Genomic DNA, 23,713 nt, shown 5'->3' on the forward strand with positions numbered 1-23,713 from the left:
GAAAAGTGACACGCTTCTCCGACCTTTGTCGGAGGCTATGCCGCGAAATGACGCGATCTTGTTATACCAAGGTGGTAGAGGCTTGAGGGGGGGAACTGGCTTGCAGCTGACGGTAGGAGCGTCGTTGAACGGCGTGCGTCTCCCTGGTGACGTACTTCCAGCGAGGGTGAATTGAGGAAGGGCGTGCTAGAGAGAGGGGCGAATCAAGGAGGGCGTGCTAGAGAGAGGGCGAATCGAAGAGCGGCGAATTCAAGAGCGGCGTGCCAGACACACGGACGGATCTGACACGCGATCCTCACCGGCTCCTGCCGACTCGATCACGACTTGCGCAGTGCCGAAGGCGGGAAGCCGAGATGCTTGCGGAAGGCGTGGGACAGGGCGCTCTGGTTGGCAAAGCCGCAGCGATCCGCAATCTGGGACAGGGAAAGCTCGCTGGTGCCCAGCAGCTGGCGTGCCTCTTCCAGCCGACGGCGCAGCAGATACTGATAGGGCGAGAGGCCGGTCAGTACGCGGAAGCGCTCGCTGAAATGCTGCTCGGAGAGATGTGACTGGCGGGCAAGATCCGCCACGCTGAGGCGCTGGCCGAGATTGGCGTCGATGAAGCGGTTGAGCGCGACCAGATCCAGCTGACGGCCACTGGTGCTCAGCGCGCTCATTGGCTCTTCGATGCGCGTGTTCAGGCAGGCGAGGAAGGTGGCGGCGAGCAGGTCGCCCGGCGCCTGCTGGTAGTCGTTGACTTCCGCGAGCATGAATTCGAGATAGCCACGCAGGCGGGTGTCCAGCGTGAAGAAGCGTGGGCGCTCGAACAGACGCTTGAGGTCGCGATGATGGCCGGTCAGGTAGGGCGCATCATCGGGCAGGTCGAGAATCAGCTGGCGATTCTCGCCGATGCCCGCGTAGTAGTGGACATGATCGGCCGGCACGATGCAGCCGGTCAGCGGGCGAATCTCGCCGCCCTGGCCCTCGATCTCGAACTCGGCCAGGCCATCGAGGCCGATCACCAGCTGGTGATAGCTGTGATCGTGGTGCTCGCGCAGGTTGGAGAGCGGGATCAGGCGCATCTCGCTGGCGGCCATCAGGCGCGAGTCTCCGCGACACCGGTGCGGGCACGCAGATGGCCCAGCAGCACGTTGAGCTCTTCACGACCGGCGCGCGAGAACAGCGCACCGCCCTGGGCCAGCTGCCACGGCCTGGCATGGTTGTCGAAGATGCCCTGGCAGCGGCGACGCAGGCTTTCCAGGTACTCATCATGGCGAATCGGGTAGCCGATCACGCTGTGCCACTCGTTCTCGTTGATCTCGCCGCTGATCGCCTGGTCCAGCACGCGGGCGATATCGCTGTAGTCGGTACGAAAGCGCGGCGTACGCGACATCATCAGCATGGCCACGGTGCCGACGGTGACGATCAGGCAGACCACGAAGGTGATGATGAAGATGGACATGAGCGAACCTTGTGCGGACGTAACCGGAAATAGTGTGGTAGCTCACCATTCTACCACGCTGCACGGCCAGTATCGTCAGTGCGACAGGCGCGTCATGTTCTGTCTGTCAGAACGTTATGGCATGATTCAAGTCCATTGAGACGGCATGGCGCACGTTGCCTGTCAGCCTCGTTCTTCACCTGCCGTGGGAGTCCCGCCGCATGGCCAATCAACGTGTGGAAGCGGTCGAGCGTGCCTTGACGCTGCTGGAAGCCTTTACCCCCGCGACCCCTCGCCTGACGCTCAATGAGCTGGCGCAGGCCAGTGGTTTCTACAAGAGCACGATTCTGCGGCTGATGGGCTCGCTTGAGCACTTCGGCTATGTGGCGCGTGACAGCCATGGCATCTACTCCATCGGCGCGGCGCTGGGGCGTTTTGCCCAGCTGGCACCGGCGCTGCCGGCCCGCGAGGCTCAGCTGCGCGGCTGGTTGGCGGCGCTGAATGCCGCCAGTGGCGAGACGGCCAGCCTGATGCTGGTCGAGCATGGCCCGCTGGCCGAGGCGCGACCGGTGGCGGGCGTGACACGCCCGCGTCAGGCGATGTGCCAGTACGCGCATGTCAGCCAGTGGCCGCTGCGTCATCAGCTGGAGGAGGGCGAGCTGGTCGATGAGGCGCTGTCCGCCTTGCTGCAGCAGTGTGTCGACAGTGGCGAGATCGAGACCGGTGAGGCGGCCGGCCTGTCGGTGGCGGCGCTGGCGGTCAGCGTCGCCCAGCATCACGACGAGGGGCTGGCACCGGCGGAAGTCATCGTGCTCAGTGGCCCGACGGCGCGCCTGACGCCTGCCCAGGCCCACCGCCTGCTCGCCCAGTGGCAGCAGGGCGACTGATACGCGACTCGCCAGTGACACGTTATGGAAAGTGCTGAAATGACAACGCCCCCGCCGGCAAGACCGGCGGGGGCGTTGTCATTCAGGGAATGCCACCTCGCGAGAGGCGCAGACCCTGGCCTGGATCAGGCGTCGGTGGCGGCCTTGGCGGCGCTCATGCGGCGACGCAGGATGGGGCCGACGATCACCGGCAGAAGCAGGCCGGCGATGGCGATGCACCACAGGGTCACGGCCAGCGGGCTACCGATCAGGATGGTCCAGTCGCCGTCAGACAGCTGCATGGCGTGGCGCAGGTTCTTCTCCATCTCTGGCCCCAGCAGCATGCCGAGAATGACCGGCACCAGCGGGATATCCAGCTTGCGCAGGAAGTAGCCAGCGACCCCGAAGGCGACCATGAAGTACAGGTCGAAGGTCGAGTGGCTGATGGAGTAGATGCCCACGAAGGCGACCATGGTCACCACCGGCAGCAGGTACTTGGGCGGCACGGACAGCAGCTTGACGAAGATGCCGACCATCGGGATGTTCATCAGCAGCAGGATGACGTTACCGATCAGCAGCGCCGCGATCACGCCCCACACGATGTCGCCGTGCTGGGTGAACATCAGCGGGCCCGGGGTGATGTTGAGCGAGATCAGCATCGCCAGCAGCACCGCGGTGGTACCGGAACCCGGCACGCCCAGCGTCAGCATCGGCACCAGGGCACCAGAGGCGGCACCGTTGTTGCCGGCTTCCGGGGCGGCCACGCCGCGCGGATCACCTTCACCGAAGTTGCCTTTCTTGCCGAGGATCTTCTTCTCCAGCGTGTAGCTGATGAAGCTGCCCAGCGACGCACCGGCGCCCGGCAACACGCCGGAAATGAAGCCCAGCACACCGCCGCGGAAGGAGGTCGGCAGGATGGCGACGATATCCTTCAGCTTCAGGGTCATCTTGTTCATGGCGATCATCGGCTTGCCTTCACCGGCGTGCTGTTCGATGAAGAACAGCAGCTCCGAGATGGCGAACAGACCGACGATGGCGATGATGAAGTCGATGCCCTCGAACAGCTCCAGCACGTCGAAGGTGTAGCGTTGGGTGCCGGTAGAGCCATCGATGCCGACGGTGGCGATCATCAGGCCGATGGCGGCGGCCATCAGCGTCTTGACCGGATTCTTGCCGGTGATGCCGCCCAGGGTGGCGAAGGCCAGCACGAACAGCGCGAAGTATTCCGCCGGGCCGAAGGTCAGCGCGAAGCTGGCCAGCCACGGCGCCATCACGATCAGGCCGATGGTGGCGATCAGGCTGCCGATGAAGGAGGCGATCGCCGAGATGGCCATCGCTTCGGCGGCCTTGCCTTTCTGGGCCATCGGATAGCCATCGAGACAGGTCATCATCGCCGGCTCATCGCCCGGGATGTTGAGCAGGATCGAGGAGATGCGCCCGCCATACATGGCACCGGCGTAGACCGAGGTCAGCAGGATCAGCGAGGTTTCCGGGCTCAGGCCCAGGGTGAAGGCCAGCGGAATCAGGATGGCCACACCATTGGCCGGGCCCAGGCCCGGCAGTGCGCCGATCAGGGTGCCCAGGAAGGCCCCCAGCACGGCGAACATCAGATTCTCTGGCTGCAGGGCGATGCCGAAGCCCTGCATCAAGAAGCCAAGACTTTCCATTACGCCACCTCCAGGATGCCCAGCGGCAGTGGTAGCTCAAGCACGAAGTTGAACAGGGCAAAGACGACGATGCCGCCAAGCAGGCCAGTCACGTAGGCGCGAACCGGCTTGGAGCCCATGCGCCAGCACAGGGTGCCGACCGCAGCGGTGGTCGTGACGATGAAGCCCAGCGGCTCAAGCAGTGCGGTGTACAGGCACAGGATGACGATGGCCAGCACCATCTCGGCGCCGGTGCGGCTCCACGGCCATTGCTGGTCCGGGTCGGGACGCACGATCAGATACAGGCTGCTCAGCGCCAGCACGATCGAGAGCACCGTGGGGAAGGTTTCGGGCCCGATGGACTCGGCCCCGCCGAAGGGTTCCGGGAACTGCTGGGCACCCCAGCCGTACGCGACGGCCAGGGTGAGCATCAGCAGACCAAAGATGCGGTCATTCATCAGCGAATCAGCCCAATGTCCTTGGAAAGGGTCTGGATGTCCTTGATCTGTGCCTTCACGAAGGCATCAAACTCGGCACCCGATTTGTGGAACGGCATCAGGCCGCTCTTGGTCATCACGTCTTTCCATTCTTCGCTTTCATAGACGCTGTCCAGCGTGGTGGTCCAGTACTGCTCGGCATCGTCGCTGACACCCGCCGGGATATAGAAGCCGCGCCAGTTGGGGGCGACGGCATCGATGCCCTGTTCGCGAGCGGTCGGCACCTCAGCCAGCTTGCCCGGCAGACGCTCTTCTGAGAGCACGGCCAGCACTTTCAAGTCGCCGGATTCCATGAAGCCCTGGATCTCGGAGATATCACCGGTGAAGGCCTGCACGTGGCCGCCGACGACCTGGGTAATGGCTTCGCCGCCGTTGTTGTAGGACAGGTAGGAGACCTTGGGCAGGTTCTCGACATCGGCTGCCTGGGCAGCGATCAGCACCTTGAGGTGATCCCAGCCACCTGCGGCACTGCCACCGGCGAACTTGACGGATTTCGGGTCTTTCTTCAGCGCGTCCATCACCTCACTCAGGGTGTTGTACGGCGAATCCTTGGAGACGGCGATGGCGCCGTAGTCCGCACCCAGTGCGCCGATCCACTCGACCTGGTCCTGATTCATGCCCGGGAACTGGCCCTGGGCCAGACGGGTGGTGGTCGCGGTGGAGGCGGCCACCAGCAGCTGCTCGTCACCGGCACGCTTGGAGACGGTGTGCGCAAAGGCGACGCCGCCACCGGCACCGGCCATGTTGATGGTCTGCACGTTGCCCGGCACGAAATCGAGCTCAGACAGGATCTTGCCGACGCTGCGGCAGGTGAAGTCCCAGCCGCCGCCCGGGTCAGCCGGAGCGATGCAGTCAACCTTGCCTTTCGGTTCGAAGGCGAAGGCCTGGGCGGACATGGCGGTGACCACCGCGGCTGTCAGGAGTTTGAGTGTCATATGACGTGTCATGGCGACCTCTAGTGTTATTGGATTGTGGTAGCGGCACATGTCGTGGGCCAGGCGCTGGCAGCGGTCGAGCGAGAGACTCGCCCTGCGGCCGCGAACCTGACAGCAACCTTACAGTTCTGTAAGGCGGAACTTTATTCTGTATGGTGAAATTAGACTGCCGCCCGATGGCTCGCAAGATACCCATTCGTCGCACCGACCTTGGTCGAAAGGCATATTTGCGCACCTTTGCGGTGCATTTTTGTGAATGATCTGGCTGGGTGTCGTGTCGGAATCTGGCGGTTTCCGACGCTCTCTTGCTTCTCTCTTGTTCCTCTCTCGCTTCTCTATCGTTGCTCTCTTGTTTCTCTCTGGCTGCTCTTGCATGCCTCCCTCGCACCTCTCCCAGCAGGCCTGAGCGGGGCACTTGCGCCGCCTGCGTGAGCTGTCCGTCCACGAGTGCTCTGGCTTGCTTGTCGTGTTTGAAACGTTATGCGGCGTTGCAGCAGAAGCGTGGCCATTGGGCTTTGGTCTAGCGTGTAGCCGGTGGCCAGACTGCGTGCTGACCGGGTGCCATCGGCAATCGTGCAAGGGGACAGGGGAGGGGAGAAGACTCATGGCCAAGGTGTTGGGCAGTGTGTGGGCGTTGTTGCTGGGTATCGTGCTGATCATGCTCGGCAATGGCATGCACTTCACGCTGATCGGTCTGCGTGGCGGCATCGAGGGCTTCTCCTCGGCGGAGCTGGCGATCGTCACCTCGGGCTACTTCGTGGGCTTTCTCTCCGGCGCGCGCTATACGCCGGTGCTGATCCAGCGGGTCGGGCATGTGCGGGTGTTCGCGGCGCTAGGCAGCTTCATCTCGGCGGCCTTGATCGCCTTGCCACTGCTGACCGAACCCTGGGCCTGGACGCTGCTGCGCCTGCTGATCGGCTTCTGCATGTCGGGCATCTATGTCACGGCGGAAAGCTGGCTGAATGCGGCCGCGAGCAACGAGACGCGCGGCAAGGTGCTGTCGGCCTACATGATGGCGCAGACACTGGGCATCATCGGCGCGCAGGGCCTGTTGACGCTGGGCGACGCCGCGACCTCGGTGTTGTTCATCTGTGCCTCCATCCTGGTGTCGATCTCCTTCGGGCCGATTCTGCTGTCGGCGGCCGTGGCTCCGGTGGTCGAGGTGTCGCGGGCCATGTCGTTCGCGAAACTGTTCAAGGCGTCACCGCTGGGCGCCATCGGCATCTTCCTGCTCGGCAGTGTCTATGCGACCCAATCGGGGATGGGCGCGGTCTTCGGCACCCAGGTGGGCCTGTCGGGCTCACATATCGCTCTGTTCATCGCCATGCTGTTCGCCGGTGCGCTGGTGTTGCAGACCCCGATCGGCTGGCTGTCGGACCGCATGGACCGCCGCGTGCTCATCTGTGGCCTGTCCGCCGCCGGGGCTGGCTCATGTCTGTTCGGCTGGATGGCGGGTGATGCGCTGTGGCCGTTGATCGCCTCGGCCTTCTTTGCCGGGGGCGTGACCACACCGTTGTACGCGCTGCTGCTGGCCTTCACCAATGATTCGCTGTCGGTCGAGGAGATGCCGGGTGCCTCCGGCGGGCTGGTGTTCGCCTTCGGGCTGGGCGCCATCGTCGGGCCGCTGGCGGCAGGTGGCGCGATGGAAGTGATGGACCCCTACGCCTTCTGGCTGGTGCTGGCGACCACCTTCGTGGCCATCTCGCTGTATGCGCTCTATCAGATCACCCAGCGCGAGATGGTGCCGGTCGAGGAGACCGACAGTTACCTCAACATCCTGCCGACGGCGTCACCGATGGCGGTCGAGGTGGCGGTGGAGTGGGCGCATGAACACGCCGAGGATGAGCAGTTGGCCGCCGAGGCCGCCGAGGCAGCGGCGCAGGAAGAGGCCTTCGAGGTCGCGCTGGAAGAAGCCTTCGAGGAGGCATTGGAAGAGGCGCTGGATGAGGCGTTCGAGGCCAACGTCGCGCCACTGGAAGAGGCGGAACTGGTGGAGCCGGACCACGAGTACGTGGCAGAGCCGCTGCTCGAGGCTGATGCAGACACGGAAATCGCGTTCGAGACCGAGCGGTTGTCCGAGCTGTTGCCGGGAGCGGAGCTGACAACTGAGACAGATTCAGAGAGAGATTCTGAGCCGCACGAAGAGAGCGACCCGCAATCGCCCTATCAGTTCGACCCAGAACATCAGCCGCCCAAGGGGCCGTGGCCCTCCATGCCCTGAGGTCGTTGAAGAGAACCAGCCAGTAGCCAAAAGCCGCCACCCCGGCAAACGGGGTGGCGGCTTTTTTGGGGCTGCCATGAGCTTTTGCCAGTCTTGAGCGTTTGCCGGGCGAGCGCGGCGCTCAGGGCTCAAGGGCCTCAGAGAGCCAGTACCTCAGTGGCTCAGTTGATCACTGCAGGCCCAGCTCCTGCGACATCTGCTCGACATCGCTGACCTGCTGGGTGATGAAGCGATCCAACGCCTTGCCGGACTTGTGGAACGGCATCAGGCCGTTGTCCTGCATCACCTGCTGCCACTCGGGCGTCTCGGCCATGCGGTTGAGGGTCTGCTCCCACCAGTCGAAGGCGGCATCCGATGCGCCACCCGGCAGGTAGAAGCCGCGCCAGTTGGGTGCGACCACATCGATGCCCTGCTCACGCGCGGTGGGGATGTCGCTGTACTGACCGGGCAGACGCTCTTCACTGAACACTGCCAGCAGGCGCAGGTGGCCGGATTCGACGAAGCCGCGGGCTTCGGTCATGTCGCCGGTGAAGGCTTCCAGGTGGCCGCCCATCACCTGGGTGATGGCGACGGAGCCGGAGTCGTAGGCGAGATATGGCAGGGCGCGCAGATTGTCGATGCCCGCCTCACGCGCCGCCATCAGCACCTTGAGGTGATCAAACCCGCCCGCGACATCGCCACCGGCGAAGCGCACCGCCTTGGGGTCTGCCTGCATGGCGGCCAGCAGCTCGTTCAGCGATTGGTAGGGCGAGTCCTTGGCCACGGCAATCACACCGTAGTCGGCGCCGAGCGTCATCAGCCAGCGCACGTCGTCGACCTTGCCGTCCTGATAGGCATGCTGGCCCAGGCGGGTGGTGGTCGCGCTCGAGGCGGCGACGATGACCTGCTCATCGGCGTGGCGCTTGGACTTCACATGCGCGAAGGCGACGCCACCGCTGGCACCGGGCACGTTGAGGGTCTGCATGCCGGCAGGGATGAGGTTCTGCTCATCCAGCAGGCGGGCCACGCTACGACAGGTGAAATCCCAGCCACCGCCGGGCTTGGCGGGCGCGATGCACTCCGTCTTGCCCAGCGGGGCGAAGTTGGTCTTATCGTTTTGAGCGTCTTGGGCGGCGTTGGCGCTCAAGGGCGCCAGCAGGCCAAGGCTGAGCAGCAGCGCAGCGGGCAGGGCGCCAGCGCGCTGTCGAGCATGCTTTCTGCGTGAGAAGGGATGGCGGGCAGGGGATGTAGCGTGCATGGCTATCGTGTCCTTGGTGTTCAGCGTCGATCGTTATGGTTATGTCAGTCAGCGCGGCATGGAGCTGGGCGTTGCTGGCTGTCGCACGCTCATGACTGTTGTGATGAGCTTGTGTCGTGAGCTTGCGAGAGTGCGAATGAACGAAAATAGCCTATTTCGGCGAGTCGCGAAAAGGCACGGCAGGCGGGCATCGCGCAGAGAAATCGCATTTCCCGCGCCGTCTCTCCTCAAGGTGGTCTCGGGATTGCTAGAATTGCGCCATCAGGCTGTGGTGAGCGCTCCGCTATCTTCCAGCCGCCGCCTTTCATTGAGGAGACGGGCCATGACCCTTACCCCGCGCATGCATGACTTTCTCGCCCGCCTGCCCAAGGTGGAGCTGCACCTGCACATCGAAGGCTCGCTGACGCCGGCATTGATGTTCGAGCTGGCGGCGGAGCAGGGCATCACATTGCCCTACGCCACCCTGGAGGAGGTCGAGGCGGCCTATGACTTCGCGGATCTGCCTGCCTTCCTCGCGCTCTATTACCAGGGCATGGGCGTCTTGAATGACGAGTCACACTTCTACCGCCTGGCGCAGGACTACTTCCGCCGTGCGAGCGCCGATGGCGTCAAGCATCTGGAGCTGTTCTTCGATCCGCAGGCGCATCTGGCGCGTGGCGTGAGTCTGGAAACCCAGTTCGCGGGGCTGGAGCGCGCCTGTCGTGAGGCGGTGAAGGAATTCGATATCACCTCGGCGCTGGTGCCGAGCTTCCTGCGCTGTCATTCGGCGGCGTCTGCGCGCGAGCTGTTCGACGCGCTGATTCCCTTTGAATCGCGCTTCGTGGGTGTCGGCCTGGACAGCGCCGAGATCGGCAATCCGCCGGAGAAGTTCACTGAGGTCTTCACACTTGCGGGGGAGCGCGGCTGGCATCGTGTCGCGCACGCAGGCGAGGAAGGCCCGGCAGAGTACATCCGCACGGCGCTTGAGGTGCTGGGGGTGGAGCGTATCGACCACGGTGTGCGCTGTCTGGAAGACGCCGCCCTGGTCGCGGAACTGGCCGAGCGGCGTATCCCGCTGACGGTGTGTCCGCTGTCCAATGTCGCGCTCAAGGTGGTGGAGCGCATGGAAGACCACCCGCTGCCGAAGCTGATCGAGGCGGGCCTCAATATCACCCTCAACTCGGATGACCCGGCCTATTTCGGCGGCGGCATGCTCGACAACTTCATCGCCGTGCAGCAAGCGCTGAATCTCAGCGAGGCGCAGTGGCTCACCCTGTGCCGCAATGCCATCGACGCCGCCTTCCCGCAGCGCGCCGAAGGCCTCGGCATGAGTGACGCCCGCCGTGGCGTGCTGCTGGCGCAACTCGATAGCTGCGCAGCCTGAGAATTATCACCGGCGCTTGAATACTGAATGCAATCAACGGCTTGGCCACCAACATCGCCAGTACGACGCCGCCTGCGGCAACCGCTCCATCAGATGTTGCTTGACCGCGCTAAGTCGTTGAGTACAATGCAGTTCTGGCGTGCGCAATGCACCGCCCTGCGGGTGTAGCTCAATGGTAGAGCAGAAGCTTCCCAAGCTTAAGACGAGGGTTCGATTCCCTTCACCCGCTCCAGATTCTTCAAAAAAGCCTCCCGAAAGGGGGGCTTTTTTGTGCTCCCTCGTTCTTTTAATTTCTGTGAATCTCTATTAACCCTGGTATCCCGTTGTTGGCATTATGGATGAAAAGTAAGCTATCCATTCTTTCAATAATTTCCTGGCGTTCTGAAGTAGCCCAAGAAACCCATTCTCTGCCAGCTGAAACTATATCTTCGCAGAACTTATCTACTTGTAATTGCAATATGGTTCCATTTACCGTATTTCTATGAGCTGATCCCCATTCGGGTGGCTCGATAAAATGAAACCTTTCAAGTGTATGTTTAGCTTTACTTTCAAGCTCGGCGCCGCCAGCATGTAAATAACTGCATCTTAATCCATAGCAGTCCTCATCACTTAGAAATATATGGCCTCCTACCGCAGGTCCCTTTCCAGTATATGTTTCTTGCAGCCATTCCCTGTACCATTGTTTATATCGCTGACCAACGTTAAGTTGAGGGTTTTCAAATTTACCGGCAATGTCTGGAATTGTTAAAGCAGTTGAGAGAGCTCCATACCAGTCATTACATGCTATAGCTCTTTCGATTGACTGAAAAAATCTTTCCATGAGATTGTATTCCTGCGATAGTCAAGCCAGATTTTAATTGTTTCGTAATTATGGTAGTGCTTAAATAGTTGTACGTCTGCTAGATCTGTGAGTATTTTTTGTTAATCGCACTGGTTCAGATTTCGTTGAAGTTAATTTAAATGCTGTCATGTTCAGCGGAGCGGGTTTGGCATTCAGGTAGTTGACGCCCTAGCCCTCGAAAGTGATAGCGGTGCGTGCTCTCCCGCAGAAATGGGTATCGGCAGCAGCAACATGCTCAAAGAGGGGAGCGGCTGTCTTGCCGAGCCGATCGGAGCAAAAAGTGTTGCTGACGTGGCGGAGAGTCGCGATATTGGCAGGTCACCTTTCAGCAGTTCGTCACTCGTTGAACGACAAGGAACCCCAGTGGAACTCACCGTCTGGCTGGCATATGTCAGCGTCATCACCGCCTTGATCACCTTTCCCGGACCGTTTGCGTTGTTGTGCATGGATCATGGTCTGCGCCACGGTCGACGCCGCTCGTTCGCGACGGTGGCAGGCGGGGCGGCGGCGTCACTGGTGTTGATGGCCTTGTCGTCGCTGGGTCTCGGCGCGGCATTGGCGGCCTCCGAGACAGGGTTTCTGGTGCTGAAGATCGTCGGGGCGCTCTATCTCATCTATCTGGGCATTCAGGCCTGGCGGGCGCCATCCCAGCCGGTGGTGTTCGATGCCGTGGGGGAAGACGGGCAGATGCGCGCCCGAGCCACGCGTTGGCAACTGTGCCGCAAGGGCTTCGGTATCGGGATCAGCAACCCCAAGGACCTGCTGTTCTTCGGCGCGCTGTTTCCCAACTTCATCGACATGGCCCAACCGCAGCTGCCCCAGTTCGTGGTGCTGGCGCTGACCTGGCTGGTGGTGGACCTGCTGACGATGAGCACCTACGCCCATGCGGGTTCCAGCATCAGTCGCTGGTTTGATAGCCACCGGCGCGTGCGGCTGTTCAATCGCACCACGGGCAGTCTGTTCGTCGTGGCCGGCGCGGGACTGGCGGCGTCGCATCGCTGAGCAGAGCCCCGCTCTATTGCACAAGACGTGAAGCGCACGAAGACGACAACGGCACCCGAGGGTGCCGTTGTCGTGTCTGGAGCCTGACGATCATCAGTGCTTTCGGGCTCAGCGCTCGGGCCGTGATTCGAGATACTTCGTCAGCAGTTCGCGATCCTCACTGGTGACCTTCTGCTCCCAGCTTTCCACCACATGCTGGCTGGCCTCCTCGAGGGCATCCTGCAGCTCAGGTGGGGCCGGGGTGATCAGCTTCGCGCCGTTCTCCTGCAGAATGGTGTAGGCCTCGTCCAGCACGCTGTGGGTGGCCGTCCAGCCGGCAGACTCGGCGGCATGCGCGGCATCGATCAACGCCTGCTGCTGTGACTCTGTCATGTCGTCGAAGCTATCGCGATTCATGTGAATGATATTGAGCGGCATCGCGTAGTTGAGCGTGGTGAAGTGGGGCATGTAGCGGTAGAGCTCCGCACTGACACCGCCCATCGCGGAGGTCAGCGCGCCGTGGATGCTGCCACCGGGCAGCAGGGGTTTGAGCTCTCCCCAGCTCATCACCTGAGGCGCCGCGCCCAGATTGAGCAGCACACGCTGCGTGTTGCGGTCGTAGGTACGGATCGGCATGTCCTTCAGGTCATCACCGTCAGCGATGGGCGCTTTCGACCACAGGCCGCTGGGCGTCCACGGCAGGGCATACAGCAGGATCTGGTTGTATTCGGCGAGCAGTTCCTCGTAGCGCGGCTTCGCGACCACGTACAGGCGGTGAGCTTCATCGAGGTCGTAGGCGATCGCCGGCAGCGAGGAGATGCCGAAGAAGGGGGCTTCCTCGGCGAGCGCGCCACTGAGTGTCGCGGCGATGTCGATGACACCGCCGGCAGTGGCCTGCAGGTGACTGGCGGAGCGAATGTCCGAGCGCAGCGTCAGCGTCAGGTCGCCTTCGGACTGGCTGGCGACCTGCTGGCTGAATTCGGCAGCGCGTTGGCCCATCATCGTGTCGGGCTCGTAATCGCTGCTCATGCTGAGGGTCGTCTGGGCGTGCGCGCTGAGTGCGCCGATCAGGCCTGCCGTGGCCAGGCCAGCGGACAACTGGGCGGAAATGCGTGAGGAAGACGTCATGGGGAATCCTTTCTTTTTGTCTTTGACCTTTGCCCGCTAGGGTAGTGCATGCCTGCGTTTATGCTCAGCTGCAGGGTGACGTCGCGCATTTTCCCTGCGCTATCGGGAAGGCGGCCGTCGTGGCGGCGGCTGGTGACACGGTCGCGCGCCTGACTCAGAGGGTATCGCGTTGTGCGAGATAGCGATCCAGCAGCTCGTTATCAGCAAGTTCTACCTTGCTGCGCCAGCTCTCGATCACGCTGACACTGGCGCGTGCCAGTGAGCGCTTGAGTTCGGGCGAGAGGGGGTTGCTGACCGTCACGCCGGCCTCTTCCAGCTGAGCATGGGTCTGTTCCAGGACACTGGCGATGGCGTTCCAGCTGGTGTCTTCAATCTCGGTCGCGGCGCTGAGAAGGGCCTCGCGCTGGGTCTCGTCGAGCGCTTCGAAGCGTGACCGGCTCATGTGAACGATATTGAGTGGCATGGCGTATTGCAGCGCGGTGTAGTGATCCAGCGTGCGGTTGAGCTCAGCCGTCAGGCCGCCCAGGGCCGAGGTCATCACCGCCTCGATACGGCCTTCGGCCAGTTGCTGCTGCATCGGCTCCCAGCCGAGCACGGTGGCGATGGCGCCAAGGTTGAGCAGCACGCGCTGGGTATTGCGGTCGTAGGCCCGCACGGGCACGCCCCGGAGGTCATCGCGTGTGGTGATCGGCTTGCGTGACCACAGCCCGCTGGGCGGCCAGGGCAGGGCATAGAGCAGAATCTGGTCATGCTCTTCCAGCTGCGCTTCATAGCTGGGGCGCGCCAGACGGTAGAGTTCGCGCGCCTGATGCGGGTCATCTACCAGGGTCGGCAGCGAGCTGAGGCCGAACAGCGGCATCTCGGCGGCCAGCGCGCCGCTGTGGGAGTCGGCCAGTTGGATGATGTCGGCGTTGATGGCCTCGAGGTGATTCACCGAGCGCAGCCGACTCAGCGGGCCCTCTCCGAAGGTGATCTCGAGCTCGCCCCCGCTGAGCGATGCTACCTGATCGACGAACTGCTGGGCGCGCTGGCCCATCATGGTCTGGGGGCCGTATTCGCGGCTCATGGTCAGCGCGACCGGCTCTGCCTGGGCGGGCGTGCCCAGGGTGGCAAGGCCCACTGCCAGGCCCACGCCGAGCGCTCTCTTGATGCCGAACATTCTCTTCATGTCGTGCACTCCCTGCATGACAAGCACTGCCTTCATGCCGCTACGCTGTCCGATTGGCATTCGTCGTCATCCATCCATAGGGGGTAAATCAAGTATCCCTCAAAAGTGCAGGGCGTGCTGTCGCTGTCCCGGTCAACGCTTCCCTGGTTGGCCTGTTTCACGCCTGCACCGGCACGATTCGGAAGGGGCAACGGGCGTTGAACTGCCAGTTGGCGCAATGTGGTCTACGCTCAATTCATGGCTGTGCAACTGCCCTGACACGAACTCCGCGCCGGGACCGCATGGCCGGATTGTCGACGACTGTCAACGGGAGGTAGACCACATGCTGACCCACGTATGGGGCTTGATGGCGCATCCGCAACGGGAATGGCAGACCATCCGCAAGGAACACGAATCCATCACCCACCTCTACGCACATCATGTGCTGCTCATGGCGCTGGTGCCTGTCATCTGTGCCTACATCGGGACCACGCAGTTCGGTTGGAGCCTGACGGAAGGCCACGCCATTCTTCTGGAGCCACTGGATGCCTTCTTCGCCGGTATCGCGTTCTATATCGCCATACTGACAGCGATCGGCTTCATGGGCACTGTCATTCACATGCTCTCGCAGCGTTTCTCGGGGCACCCCAGTCGCCGGCGTTGCATCATCTTCGCGGGCTATGTCGCCACGCCGATGTTCCTCGCGGGGCTGGTCGCGCTCTATCCCGTCATCTGGGTGTGTATCCTCGCGGGCACCATTGGCCTGTGTTACAGCGCATACCTGCTGTATCTGGGCATTCCGCCACTGCTCGACATCTCCAACAAGGAAGGCTTCCTCGTCACCGGGTCGACACTGGGGATCGGGGTGCTGGTTCTCGAGGGCCTGCTGGCGGTCACCGTGCTGCTGTGGGGGTATGGCGCACGCTGGTTCATGTAGTCATTCACGGCACACTGGCATCAGCCAGCTGATGCCATCGGCGCGAAAAAGCGTCTCTGCAACGCCTCGCCTTCATCGGCGGGGCGTTGTCGTTTTGCGCGCGGGTTGGCGCGTGGCACTTGTGCTCGGTGGCGGCGGCGTGGAAAGTGTTGGACTCAATCGACAGTGTGGAAGAAAGCGCATGGACAAGTTTGAACAGCGACTGGAGCAGGCTGCGCGGGCTGCATGGTTGTCATATGTCGGTGGACGGACCCAGGATGACATCGCGGTTCAGCTGGGGGTGTCGCGCCCCGGCGTGCAGCGCCTGCTGTCGTTGGCGCGCCAGGAGCGGCTGGTCAAGATCTCCATCGATCATCCCGTGGCCAGCAGCATGGCGCTGTCGGATACGCTGGTGGAGCACTTCGGGCTGAGCTTCTGCGATGTGGTGCCCTCGGACACCCAGTCACCGGAGAGCATCGCGGAGTATCTGGCGGTGGCGGGTGCCGAACGTCTGGCGTTCTATCTCGGTCGCCAGCAGCCGCAGACCATCTCGCTGAGTACCGGGCGTGCGGTGCGCGCGGCGGTGGAAGCGCTGAGTCGCAGCGAGCGCCCCCAGCATCGCATCGTGTCACTGGTCGGCAATGTGGCGCTGGATGGCTCATCCAACCGCTATGACGGCGTGATGCTGCTGGCGGACAAGATCGGCGCTGATCGCTTCCTGCTACCCGCGCCCGTGGTGGCGGCCAGCATCGAGGAGAAGGAGTCGCTGCAGGGGCAGAATCTGGTCAAGGCGGTGTTCAAGGTCGCCTGCGAGGCCGATGTGGGGATGATCGGCATCGGGCGTCTCGATGCCCAGGCGACGCTGTTCCAGGATCAGTTCATCAGCGCCGCCGAGCGCGATGAGCTGATGGAAGTCGGTGCCGTGGGCGAGTTGATGGGCTGGCCGCTGGACACCCATGGCCGGCTGATCGATTGCCCGCTGGCGCAGCGCATCACCAGCGTGCCGCTGACCTCGCTCAAGGCGCAGCCGCTGATCGGGCTGGCGGGCGGGCACGACAAGGTGCCGGCCATCCTGAGTGCGTTGCGCGGTGGTTGGCTGCAGGGGCTGATCATCGATGAGGTGGCTGCCCAGCGGGTCTGCGCGGCCCTCAGGGAGTGAGCAGAGAACTGCCGTCTTCGTATGGTTTCATCGAGATGTCTGCAGCCTATTAGTTTTCTGCTGACGGCTTGCGCTTGACGACTGGCTCCCGATGACAGGCTCCCGTGGATACGCGTCGTACAATGCGCCGAGCGAGTCATCGGGAGCAGGGCGGGGCGCATGGCCCCATGCCTTGCTCCTGGTGTCGTTCTTGGTGTCGTTATCGTTGCCAAGGTTCAGCATTGTCGTTGTCCGCGCGATGCTCGCGTGAGGCCCAGGCGTCCCGTTACCTTCCCGGTGCTATTGCTCTGCTATTTCTCCGTCACTCCTTCGCCATTCCTTCGCCATTCCTTTGCTATTTCTCCTCGATACCTGCTTTTTTTCTTGCCCTTTGCTCTCTCTTGATTCGCTCTTTGTCCTCTATTTATTTCCCCTTGGTTCTCCCATCATTGCGTCGGAGCCATGACTTTTGGGGCGAACACTGCCTTCTCTTGTCTGACAATCGGACGCGTTTGTTCGCCTCAATGATAAAGAATCGGGGCGGCAATCGTGGTCTGCGTTGTTTCGTTTAACGCTAATATCTGTCTATGCTGAATTGCACGCAAGCTCAGTGGCCATGCCGCCTTGTGGCCTACACCCAAAGGATCAGATCCCAAGGTTGTATAGCCCAAGGTATAGCGCTTCAGAGTTTGCTTTTTCACAGGTCTGATCCGATCATTTGTTCACTGAATGACGTTTTGATCGAACGTGTTTGCGTCGCGATGTCTCGCCAGGACATCCGTTCACCAAGCCGGTTGATGGGAAGGTATCGGTGCTCAAGGCGCCGCTGCCCTCGAAAAGAACAATGCCAATAACGCCCCGATGGAGTGCCCTCATGCGCCTACCTCACATCACCAAGTCCCGCCGTCATCTGCTCTCGCTCGCCAGTGTCGCTGCCCTGGCGCCACTCAGCGCCCAGGTCAGTGCCGAGACCATCACCGTCGCGACCGTCAACAACGCCGACATGGTGGTCATGCAGAGCCTGACCAGCGAATTCGAGAAGGCGCATCCGGACATCACCCTCGACTGGGTGGTACTGGAAGAGAACGTGCTGCGTCAGCGTCTGACCACCGATGTGGCGACCCAGGGTGGCCAGTTCGATGTCATGACCATCGGCACCTACGAAGTGCCCATCTGGGCCAAGCATGGCTGGCTGACCAAGCTCGACAACCTGCCGGAGGACTATCAGGTCGATGACCTGATCAAGCCGGTGCGTGATGGTCTGAGCGTGACCGAAGGCGAGAAGAAAGGCCTCTACGCGCTGCCGTTCTATGGCGAAAGCTCCATGCTCTACTACCGCAAGGACCTCTTCGAGCAGGCCGGTATCGAGATGCCGGAGCAGCCGACCTGGAGCCAGGTCAACGACTGGGCTGCCAAGCTCAACTCCGCGGATGAAGGCGTCTATGGCATCTGCCTGCGCGGCAAGCCGGGCTGGGGCGAGAACATGGCGGTGCTGGGCACCATGGTCAACAGCTTCGGCGGTCGCTGGTTCAATGAGGAGTGGGAGCCGCAGCTGGATTCCCCGGCCTGGAGCGAGGCCATCAACTTCTACGTCGACATGATGGGCAAGTACGGCCCGCCGGGCGCGACTTCCAACGGCTTCAACGAGAACCTGGCACTGTTCTCCAGCGGCAAGTGCGGCATGTGGGTCGACGCTACCTCGGCGGCCGGCAAGCTCTACAACCCGAAGGAATCTTCCGTGGCCGACAAGCTGGGCTTCGCGCCGGCACCGATCGCCAAGACGGAGAAGGGCTCGCATTGGCTGTGGTCCTGGGCGCTTGCGATTCCGGAATCCTCCAAGTCCAAGGATGCCGCCCAGACCTTCATCACCTGGGCCACTTCCCAGGAATACGTGAACCTGGTCGGCGAGCGTGAAGGCTGGGCCAGCATCCCGCCGGGCACCCGTGTGTCCACCTACGAGAACCAGTCCTACAAGGACGCCGCACCCTTCGCCGGCTTCGTGATGGACGCCATCACCAGTGCTGACCCGACTGACCCGACGCTTGAGCCGGTGCCCTATGTCGGCGTGCAGATGGTGACCATCCCGGAATTCCAGTCCATCGGTACCCAGGTGGGTCAGATGATCGCCGCGGCGCTGGCCGGCCAGATGTCGGTCGAGCAGGCACTGTCCTCCGCCCAGCGTTCCACCGAGCGCACCATGCGCCAGTCGGGCTACTGATCTGATCCAGCCGGTCTGATCCCAACCGATCTGATCTGAACGTTGCAACGGCCTCCCGCCTTGCCTTGAGCCTCAACAGAGATTGACTCGAAGCACGGCGGGAGCCCCGTCCGGCACCCGCGGTACCCCCTTCCTCTCGAGACTCCTGCAACGCCCTCGCGGCGTGGCACGGGGAGTCTCGGCCTGAAGCCCACCGCATTGCCTGACTTCCTCACCGTATCGAAGGACTCACCATGCGCACGAGAGCATCCGGACGCACCGTCGGGGGATTGCGAACCCTGTCGCTGCAAGCCCCAGCCGTAAGCCTGTTGTTGATGTGGATGCTGGTACCACTGGTCATGACCCTGTGGTTCTCCTTCCAGCGTTACAACCTGATGATGCCGTCGGTGTCCGGCTTCGCCGGCGTCGACAACTATTACTACCTGCTGACCGACCCGTCCCTGTGGACCGCCATGGGCAACACCTTGCTGCTGGTGGGCTGGGTACTGGTCGCCACCGTGGTCGGCGGCACGCTGCTGGCGGTATTGCTGCAGCAGGAATTCTTCGGCCGCGGCGTCGCGCGCCTGTTCGTGATCGCGCCGTTCTTCATCATGCCCACCGTGAGTGCCCTGGTGTGGAAGAACATGATGATGCACCCGGTCAACGGCATTCTCGCCTGGGTCGCCGGGCTGTTCGGTCTGCCGGCCATCGACTGGTTCGCCAGCCTGCCGCTGACCTCCATCGTGATCATCGTCACCTGGCAGTGGCTGCCGTTCGCGGTGTTGATCCTGCTGACCGCCATCCAGTCGCTAGATGACGACCAGGTCGAGGCGGCGCGCATGGATGGGGCAGGGCCGGTGGCGATCTTCTTCTACATCACCCTGCCGCACCTCAAGCGTGCCATCAGCGTCGTGGTCATGATCGAGATGATCTTCCTGCTGACCATCTTCGCCGAGATCTTCGTCACCACCTCCGGTGGCCCGGGGCTTGCCTCGACCAACCTGGCGTACCTGATCTATATCCGCGCCCTGCTGGACTTCGATGTGGGTGGTGCCTCCGCCGGTGGCGTGATCGCCATCATCCTGGCCAATATCGTGGCCTTCTTCCTGGTGCGTACCGTCGCCAAGAATCTCGAGAACTGATGACAAGCGCTCAGCACAGGGAGACTCAATGATGTCGACTTCAACTTCCAATTCCGTGGCCGCCGCCAGCGCTGCCGTCAGCGCCAGTCGCGCGCGCCGCAGCGTGATCAACAAGAAGCTTGTCCTGACCCTGGTGGCCTGGACCATCGCGCTGGTGATGTTCTTCCCGATCTTCTGGATGATCCTCACCAGCTTCAAGACCGAGGCCGAGGCGATTGCCACGCCGCCCAGCCTGTTCTTCACGCCCAGCGTCGAGGGCTATATCGAGATCCAGGCACGTGCGGACTACTTCAAGTACGCCCTCAACAGTGTGGTGATCTCGCTCGGGGCAACGCTGCTGGCGCTGCTGATCGCGATTCCGTCCGCCTACTCGATGGCCTTCCTGCCCACCAAGCGCACCCAGGGGACACTGCTGTGGATGCTGTCGACCAAGATGCTGCCGTCCGTGGGCGTGCTGCTGCCGGTCTACCTGATCTTCCGCGATCTGGGCCTGCTGGATAGCCGCACCGGCCTGATCATCATCTACATGCTGATGAACCTGCCGATCGTGGTCTGGATGCTCTACACCTTCTTCAAGGACATTCCCAAGGACATCCTCGAAGCCGGGCGCATGGATGGCGCCAGCACCCTGCAGGAGATCTTCCACCTGCTGCTGCCGCTGACCCTGCCGGGCATCGCTTCCACCGGTCTGCTGTGCGTGATCCTGAGCTGGAACGAGGCGTTCTGGAGCCTGAACCTGACCACCTCCAACGCCGCACCGCTGACCGCCTACATCGCGTCCTTCTCCAGTCCGGAAGGGCTGTTCTGGGCCAAGCTGTCCGCGGCTTCCACGCTCGCCATCGCGCCGATCCTGATCTTCGGCTGGATGACCCAGAAGCAGATGGTACGCGGCCTGACCTTCGGCGCCGTCAAGTAACCCGCGCCAGTCAGAGACATGCAAGACGCACACGCAAGACGCATAAGCCACAGAGAGGTACGCCGCCTGCGCCACATTGGCTGATGAACATTGCCTGATGAACATTGATTGATAGCAGATCAGCGCAGGCGGCCGAGAGCCACACGCATGTTGCACCCTTGCCATGCCACCCAAATTTGCCATCACCTGCCCTCGGGCAGGTGCGGATAAGGAAACTTCCCATGTCCACACTCACGCTCAAGAACATCGTCAAGGAATTCACCTCCGGCAGCGGCGCCAGCGCCTCCACCACCCAGGTCATCAAGGGAGTCGATCTGGAAGTGAAGGACCAGGAGTTCGTGGTCTTCGTCGGCCCGTCCGGTTGCGGCAAGTCCACGCTGATGCGCATGATCGCCGGTCTCGAGAACGCGACCTCCGGTGACATCCTGATCGATGGCAAGCGCATGAACGATATCGGCCCGGCCGAGCGCGGCCTGGCGATGGTGTTCCAGAGCTACGCGCTCTATCCGCACATGACGGTGGGCGAGAACATGGGCTTCAGCCTCAAGCTCGCCGGCGTCTCCAAGGAAGAGCGCGCCGAGAAGGTCAACGCCGCCGCCGAGGTGCTGCAGCTCGGGCCGTTGCTGGACCGCAAGCCCAAGGCTCTGTCCGGTGGTCAGCGTCAGCGTGTCGCCATCGGCCGCGCCATCGTGCGCAACCCGAGCATCTTCCTGTTCGATGAGCCTCTCTCCAACCTCGACGCCGCACTGCGTGTGCAGATGCGCATCGAGCTGGCGCGGCTGCATGCCGAGCTCAAGGCGACCATGATCTACGTGACCCACGATCAGGTCGAAGCCATGACCATGGCCGACAAGATCGTCGTGCTGCAGGGCGGCGTGGTCGAGCAGGTCGGCTCGCCGATGGAGCTCTACCATCACCCGCGCAATCGCTTCGTGGCCGGCTTCATCGGCTCGCCGAAGATGAATTTCCTCGACATCACCGTCACTGGCGTGGCCGGCGAGGGTGTCACGGTGAGCCTGCCCGATGGCAGCGAGCGCCTGATTCCGGTGGTGAGCCAGACCGAGGATGGTGCCTCGGTCATCGTCGGCGACAGCCTGACGCTGGGCGTGCGCCCCGAGCATCTGATGCTGGACGCGCAAGGCCCGTTCAGCGGCCAGGTCCAGGTCATCGAGCGTCTGGGCGGGGTGACCTCTCTGTACCTGGCGACTCCGGATGGTTCCGGCGATGCGCCGATCGGCGGCCTCAAGTCCGACGAGCAGTCCGACAGCGGCTGGATCCTGATGGCGGATGGCGACGTCAACAGCCGCGTGGGTGACAGCATCCGCTACGGCTTCGATACCGAGCGTGCGCACCTCTTCACCCGTGAAGGGCTGGCGCTGCAGAATCTCAACCGTCACCCGCTGACCAGCCTGACGCGTCAGGACAATTCCCTGTCCAGTGCCAGCGCCGCACAGGAAGCCCGCGCATGAATCGGGCAGCCGCGAATCGGGAAGCCAGAGAGGATGATGAGATGAGTACACCCTTGCAGCAGGTGATCTTCGATTGTGATGGCGTGCTGGTGGACAGCGAAGTGCTGGCCGAGGAGGAGCTGTCGCGTCAGCTGGGTGAGTGGCTGCCGGACCTCGACACCGAGGCCGAGCTGCGCGCGGCGCTGGGCATGACCACCGAGGCCATCCTGGGGCATCTGGAGGCCATGAGCGCTCACACCCTGCCGCCGCAGGCGATGGAGCGCATCGACCACGCCATCGAGTCACGTCTGGCGAAGGAACTTGCGCCCATCAGCGGCATGGCGGAACTGCTTGGCGGGCTGTTGGCGAATGGCGTGGCCGTGGCGATCGTCTCCAACAGCGCCGAGCGGCGGGTGCGTGCCTCGCTGGCCGCTACCGGTCTGGATCGCTGGCTGGGTTCGGTGCCGCTCTTCACGGCCGAGCAGGTCGCGCGCCCCAAACCCGCGCCGGACGTCTATCAGCTGGCGCTGCGTCAGCTGGGGCGTGATGCCCAGCAGTGCGTGGTGATCGAGGATAGCCTCGCCGGCGTCAGCGCGGCGGTCGCGGCCGGTCTGCGCGTGATCGGCTTCACCGGCGCCGGGCATATTCCGCCGGGCCACGCCCAGCGTCAGCTGGAGGCGGGTGCCTGGCAGAGCTGTGCGAGCATGGAGGAGGTCAGCGCTCTGATCAGTCAGCTACGTATCGGTCAGGCCAGCGACCTGAGCGCCACATGAGCACCGTCAGGGAGTGACAACATGCAGACGCTATCCGAGTCGGCCAATAATAGTGAGCCGCTGACCTCGCCGCGCAGCGCCCGACTCGCCGGCAAGGTGGCGGTGGTCACCGGCGCTGCGGGCGGTATCGGCCTGGCCATCGCCACCCGCTATGTCGCCGAAGGCGCCTATGTGGCGCTGGCGGACATCAATGGCGAGGCGGCGGAGCGCGCCGCCCAGCAGCTGCGCGAGCAGGCCGGGCCACAGGCACGCGTCCTGGCGGTGACGCTGGACGTGACGTCGAGCGTCTCGCGTCAGAGCATGCTGGAATGCGTGCAGGCACAATTGGGGCCGATCGATATCCTGGTCAACAATGCCGCCGTCTTCGCCATGGCGCCGGTGCTGGAGGTCAGCGAGGGCATGCTGCGTCACCAGCTGGCGGTCAATGTCGAGGGCCTGTTCTTCACTCTGCAGGCGGTGGCCAGAACGATGGTCGAGCGCGGGCAGGGCGGCAAGATCATCAACATGGCCTCGCAGGCCGGACGACGCGGCGAGGCGCTGGTCAGCGCCTATTGTGCCTCCAAGGCCGCCGTGATCAGCCTGACCCAGTCCTGCGGGCTTGATCTCATCCGCCATGGCATCAATGTCAATGGCATCGCGCCGGGCGTGGTGGACACGCCGATGTGGGATCAGGTCGATGCGCTGTTCGCCCATCATGAACAGCGCCCGTTGGGTGAGAAGAAGCGCCTGGTCGGCGAGGCGGTACCCTATGGACGCATGGGGCTGCCGGATGACCACGCCGGCGCCGCGGTATTTCTGGCCTGTGAAGACAGCGATTTCGTCGTCGCCCAGACACTCAATGTCGACGGTGGCAACTGGATGAGCTAAGGATGAGAGACACCTTCCGTCCCGCTGCAAGGGT

Annotated in this window: 21 protein-coding genes and 1 tRNA gene; 13 read left to right on the plus strand and 9 right to left on the minus strand. The window is 62.8% G+C overall.

Going from position 1 to position 23,713, the window contains the following annotated elements; all coding sequences use genetic code 11:
- Positions 1-317: 317 nt before the first annotated feature.
- Complete coding sequence (locus QD356_RS02730; protein ID WP_192837901.1) at positions 318-1,076, minus strand: AraC family transcriptional regulator; 759 nt, start codon at positions 1,074-1,076, stop codon at positions 318-320.
- Positions 1,076-1,441 (minus strand): hypothetical protein, encoded by a 366-nt coding sequence (locus QD356_RS02735; RefSeq protein ID WP_043335450.1) that lies wholly within the window; start codon positions 1,439-1,441, stop codon positions 1,076-1,078. Before QD356_RS02735 ends, QD356_RS02730 begins: the two co-directional genes overlap by 1 nt.
- Positions 1,442-1,641: 200 nt before the next feature.
- Between QD356_RS02735 and QD356_RS02740 the strand changes: the two genes are divergently transcribed.
- On the plus strand, positions 1,642-2,307 hold the full coding sequence (locus QD356_RS02740; protein WP_107335199.1) for a helix-turn-helix domain-containing protein: 666 nt from the start codon (positions 1,642-1,644) through the stop codon (positions 2,305-2,307).
- Between the two features lie 125 nt (positions 2,308-2,432).
- Here the strand turns inward: QD356_RS02740 and QD356_RS02745 are convergent, their stop codons facing one another.
- The 3 genes from QD356_RS02745 to QD356_RS02755 are packed head-to-tail and all read right to left on the minus strand — an operon-like array spanning position 2,433 to position 5,364.
- Positions 2,433-3,953, minus strand: a complete 1,521-nt coding sequence (locus QD356_RS02745; RefSeq protein ID WP_043335451.1) for a tripartite tricarboxylate transporter permease — start codon at positions 3,951-3,953, stop codon at positions 2,433-2,435.
- Positions 3,953-4,390 (minus strand): tripartite tricarboxylate transporter TctB family protein, encoded by a 438-nt coding sequence (locus QD356_RS02750; protein WP_043335453.1) that lies wholly within the window; start codon positions 4,388-4,390, stop codon positions 3,953-3,955. Before QD356_RS02750 ends, QD356_RS02745 begins: the two co-directional genes overlap by 1 nt.
- Positions 4,390-5,364 carry a tripartite tricarboxylate transporter substrate-binding protein gene (locus QD356_RS02755; protein WP_225996384.1) on the minus strand — a complete coding sequence of 325 codons (975 nt, stop codon included), beginning with the start codon at positions 5,362-5,364 and terminating at the stop codon, positions 4,390-4,392. Before QD356_RS02755 ends, QD356_RS02750 begins: the two co-directional genes overlap by 1 nt.
- A gap of 604 nt (positions 5,365-5,968) precedes the next feature.
- On the opposite strand from QD356_RS02755, the gene QD356_RS02760 reads away from it, so the two are divergent.
- Complete coding sequence (locus tag QD356_RS02760; RefSeq protein WP_192837902.1) at positions 5,969-7,585, plus strand: MFS transporter; 1,617 nt, start codon at positions 5,969-5,971, stop codon at positions 7,583-7,585.
- A gap of 169 nt (positions 7,586-7,754) precedes the next feature.
- On the opposite strand, the gene QD356_RS02765 is transcribed toward QD356_RS02760, so the two are convergent.
- Entirely contained in the window at positions 7,755-8,822 is a 1,068-nt protein-coding gene (locus tag QD356_RS02765; RefSeq protein ID WP_192837903.1) for a tripartite tricarboxylate transporter substrate-binding protein, read from the minus strand.
- A 322-nt stretch (positions 8,823-9,144) separates the two neighbouring features.
- Here QD356_RS02765 and QD356_RS02770 point away from each other — a divergent pair, with 322 nt between their 5' ends.
- Together QD356_RS02770 and QD356_RS02775 are read left to right on the plus strand one after the other, a co-directional pair.
- Positions 9,145-10,185, plus strand: a complete 1,041-nt coding sequence (locus QD356_RS02770; protein WP_318833279.1) for an adenosine deaminase — start codon at positions 9,145-9,147, stop codon at positions 10,183-10,185.
- Between the two features lie 158 nt (positions 10,186-10,343).
- Positions 10,344-10,417: transfer RNA gene (locus QD356_RS02775), tRNA-Gly, on the plus strand.
- A gap of 54 nt (positions 10,418-10,471) precedes the next feature.
- On the opposite strand, the gene QD356_RS02780 is transcribed toward QD356_RS02775, so the two are convergent.
- Positions 10,472-11,005 (minus strand): hypothetical protein, encoded by a 534-nt coding sequence (locus tag QD356_RS02780; protein WP_192837904.1) that lies wholly within the window; start codon positions 11,003-11,005, stop codon positions 10,472-10,474.
- Positions 11,006-11,389: 384 nt separating this feature from the next.
- Here QD356_RS02780 and QD356_RS02785 point away from each other — a divergent pair, with 384 nt between their 5' ends.
- The gene (locus QD356_RS02785; RefSeq protein WP_054556779.1) at positions 11,390-12,028 is read left to right on the plus strand and encodes a LysE family transporter; all 639 of its coding nucleotides are present in this window, start codon (positions 11,390-11,392) and stop codon (positions 12,026-12,028) included.
- Positions 12,029-12,136: 108 nt separating this feature from the next.
- On the opposite strand, the gene QD356_RS02790 is transcribed toward QD356_RS02785, so the two are convergent.
- Both QD356_RS02790 and dctP read right to left on the minus strand, forming a co-directional pair.
- The gene (locus QD356_RS02790; protein WP_192837905.1) at positions 12,137-13,135 is read right to left on the minus strand and encodes a TRAP transporter substrate-binding protein; all 999 of its coding nucleotides are present in this window, start codon (positions 13,133-13,135) and stop codon (positions 12,137-12,139) included.
- Between the two features lie 154 nt (positions 13,136-13,289).
- Positions 13,290-14,303, minus strand: a complete 1,014-nt coding sequence (gene dctP / locus QD356_RS02795; protein WP_192837906.1) for a TRAP transporter substrate-binding protein DctP — start codon at positions 14,301-14,303, stop codon at positions 13,290-13,292.
- Positions 14,304-14,625: 322 nt separating this feature from the next.
- On the opposite strand from dctP, the gene QD356_RS02800 reads away from it, so the two are divergent.
- The 8 genes from QD356_RS02800 (at position 14,626) to QD356_RS02835 (ending at position 23,679) form a co-directional block, all read left to right on the plus strand.
- Entirely contained in the window at positions 14,626-15,219 is a 594-nt protein-coding gene (locus QD356_RS02800) for a Yip1 family protein (protein ID WP_082388794.1), read from the plus strand.
- Between the two features lie 181 nt (positions 15,220-15,400).
- The gene (locus QD356_RS02805) at positions 15,401-16,357 is read left to right on the plus strand and encodes a sugar-binding transcriptional regulator (protein ID WP_192837907.1); all 957 of its coding nucleotides are present in this window, start codon (positions 15,401-15,403) and stop codon (positions 16,355-16,357) included.
- Between the two features lie 853 nt (positions 16,358-17,210).
- Entirely contained in the window at positions 17,211-18,554 is a 1,344-nt protein-coding gene (locus QD356_RS02810) for a sugar ABC transporter substrate-binding protein (protein ID WP_107335189.1), read from the plus strand.
- Positions 18,555-18,787: 233 nt separating this feature from the next.
- Positions 18,788-19,675 (plus strand): sugar ABC transporter permease, encoded by an 888-nt coding sequence (locus QD356_RS02815; RefSeq protein WP_043334545.1) that lies wholly within the window; start codon positions 18,788-18,790, stop codon positions 19,673-19,675.
- A 28-nt stretch (positions 19,676-19,703) separates the two neighbouring features.
- Positions 19,704-20,591 carry a carbohydrate ABC transporter permease gene (locus QD356_RS02820; protein ID WP_199852368.1) on the plus strand — a complete coding sequence of 296 codons (888 nt, stop codon included), beginning with the start codon at positions 19,704-19,706 and terminating at the stop codon, positions 20,589-20,591.
- A 221-nt stretch (positions 20,592-20,812) separates the two neighbouring features.
- Positions 20,813-22,060 carry a sn-glycerol-3-phosphate ABC transporter ATP-binding protein UgpC gene (gene ugpC / locus QD356_RS02825; protein WP_192837908.1) on the plus strand — a complete coding sequence of 416 codons (1,248 nt, stop codon included), beginning with the start codon at positions 20,813-20,815 and terminating at the stop codon, positions 22,058-22,060.
- Positions 22,061-22,101: 41 nt separating this feature from the next.
- Positions 22,102-22,812 carry an HAD family phosphatase gene (locus QD356_RS02830; RefSeq protein ID WP_225996385.1) on the plus strand — a complete coding sequence of 237 codons (711 nt, stop codon included), beginning with the start codon at positions 22,102-22,104 and terminating at the stop codon, positions 22,810-22,812.
- A 21-nt stretch (positions 22,813-22,833) separates the two neighbouring features.
- Positions 22,834-23,679 (plus strand): L-iditol 2-dehydrogenase, encoded by an 846-nt coding sequence (locus QD356_RS02835; protein WP_153635406.1) that lies wholly within the window; start codon positions 22,834-22,836, stop codon positions 23,677-23,679.
- The last annotated feature ends 34 nt before the right edge of the window (positions 23,680-23,713 follow it).

Source organism: Cobetia sp. 2AS (genome assembly GCF_029846355.1).
GTDB classification, from domain to species: Bacteria; Pseudomonadota; Gammaproteobacteria; order Pseudomonadales; family Halomonadaceae; genus Cobetia; species Cobetia amphilecti.

Bases quoted from the DNA above. Each gene is read 5' to 3' on its own strand.
- QD356_RS02730 (WP_192837901.1), bottom strand. From the start codon at position 1,076: ATGGCCGCCAGCGAGATGCGCCTGATCCCGCTCTCCAACCTGCGCGAG.
- QD356_RS02735 (WP_043335450.1), bottom strand. From the start codon at position 1,441: ATGTCCATCTTCATCATCACCTTCGTGGTCTGCCTGATCGTCACCGTC.
- QD356_RS02740 (WP_107335199.1), top strand. From the start codon at position 1,642: ATGGCCAATCAACGTGTGGAAGCGGTCGAGCGTGCCTTGACGCTGCTG.
- QD356_RS02745 (WP_043335451.1), bottom strand. From the start codon at position 3,953: ATGGAAAGTCTTGGCTTCTTGATGCAGGGCTTCGGCATCGCCCTGCAG.
- QD356_RS02750 (WP_043335453.1), bottom strand. From the start codon at position 4,390: ATGAATGACCGCATCTTTGGTCTGCTGATGCTCACCCTGGCCGTCGCG.
- QD356_RS02755 (WP_225996384.1), bottom strand. From the start codon at position 5,364: ATGACACTCAAACTCCTGACAGCCGCGGTGGTCACCGCCATGTCCGCC.
- QD356_RS02760 (WP_192837902.1), top strand. From the start codon at position 5,969: ATGGCCAAGGTGTTGGGCAGTGTGTGGGCGTTGTTGCTGGGTATCGTG.
- QD356_RS02765 (WP_192837903.1), bottom strand. From the start codon at position 8,822: ATGCACGCTACATCCCCTGCCCGCCATCCCTTCTCACGCAGAAAGCAT.
- QD356_RS02770 (WP_318833279.1), top strand. From the start codon at position 9,145: ATGACCCTTACCCCGCGCATGCATGACTTTCTCGCCCGCCTGCCCAAG.
- QD356_RS02780 (WP_192837904.1), bottom strand. From the start codon at position 11,005: ATGGAAAGATTTTTTCAGTCAATCGAAAGAGCTATAGCATGTAATGAC.
- QD356_RS02790 (WP_192837905.1), bottom strand. From the start codon at position 13,135: ATGACGTCTTCCTCACGCATTTCCGCCCAGTTGTCCGCTGGCCTGGCC.
- dctP (WP_192837906.1), bottom strand. From the start codon at position 14,303: ATGAAGAGAATGTTCGGCATCAAGAGAGCGCTCGGCGTGGGCCTGGCA.
- QD356_RS02800 (WP_082388794.1), top strand. From the start codon at position 14,626: ATGCTGACCCACGTATGGGGCTTGATGGCGCATCCGCAACGGGAATGG.
- QD356_RS02805 (WP_192837907.1), top strand. From the start codon at position 15,401: ATGGACAAGTTTGAACAGCGACTGGAGCAGGCTGCGCGGGCTGCATGG.
- QD356_RS02810 (WP_107335189.1), top strand. From the start codon at position 17,211: ATGCGCCTACCTCACATCACCAAGTCCCGCCGTCATCTGCTCTCGCTC.
- QD356_RS02815 (WP_043334545.1), top strand. From the start codon at position 18,788: ATGCGCACGAGAGCATCCGGACGCACCGTCGGGGGATTGCGAACCCTG.
- QD356_RS02820 (WP_199852368.1), top strand. From the start codon at position 19,704: ATGATGTCGACTTCAACTTCCAATTCCGTGGCCGCCGCCAGCGCTGCC.
- ugpC (WP_192837908.1), top strand. From the start codon at position 20,813: ATGTCCACACTCACGCTCAAGAACATCGTCAAGGAATTCACCTCCGGC.
- QD356_RS02830 (WP_225996385.1), top strand. From the start codon at position 22,102: ATGAGTACACCCTTGCAGCAGGTGATCTTCGATTGTGATGGCGTGCTG.
- QD356_RS02835 (WP_153635406.1), top strand. From the start codon at position 22,834: ATGCAGACGCTATCCGAGTCGGCCAATAATAGTGAGCCGCTGACCTCG.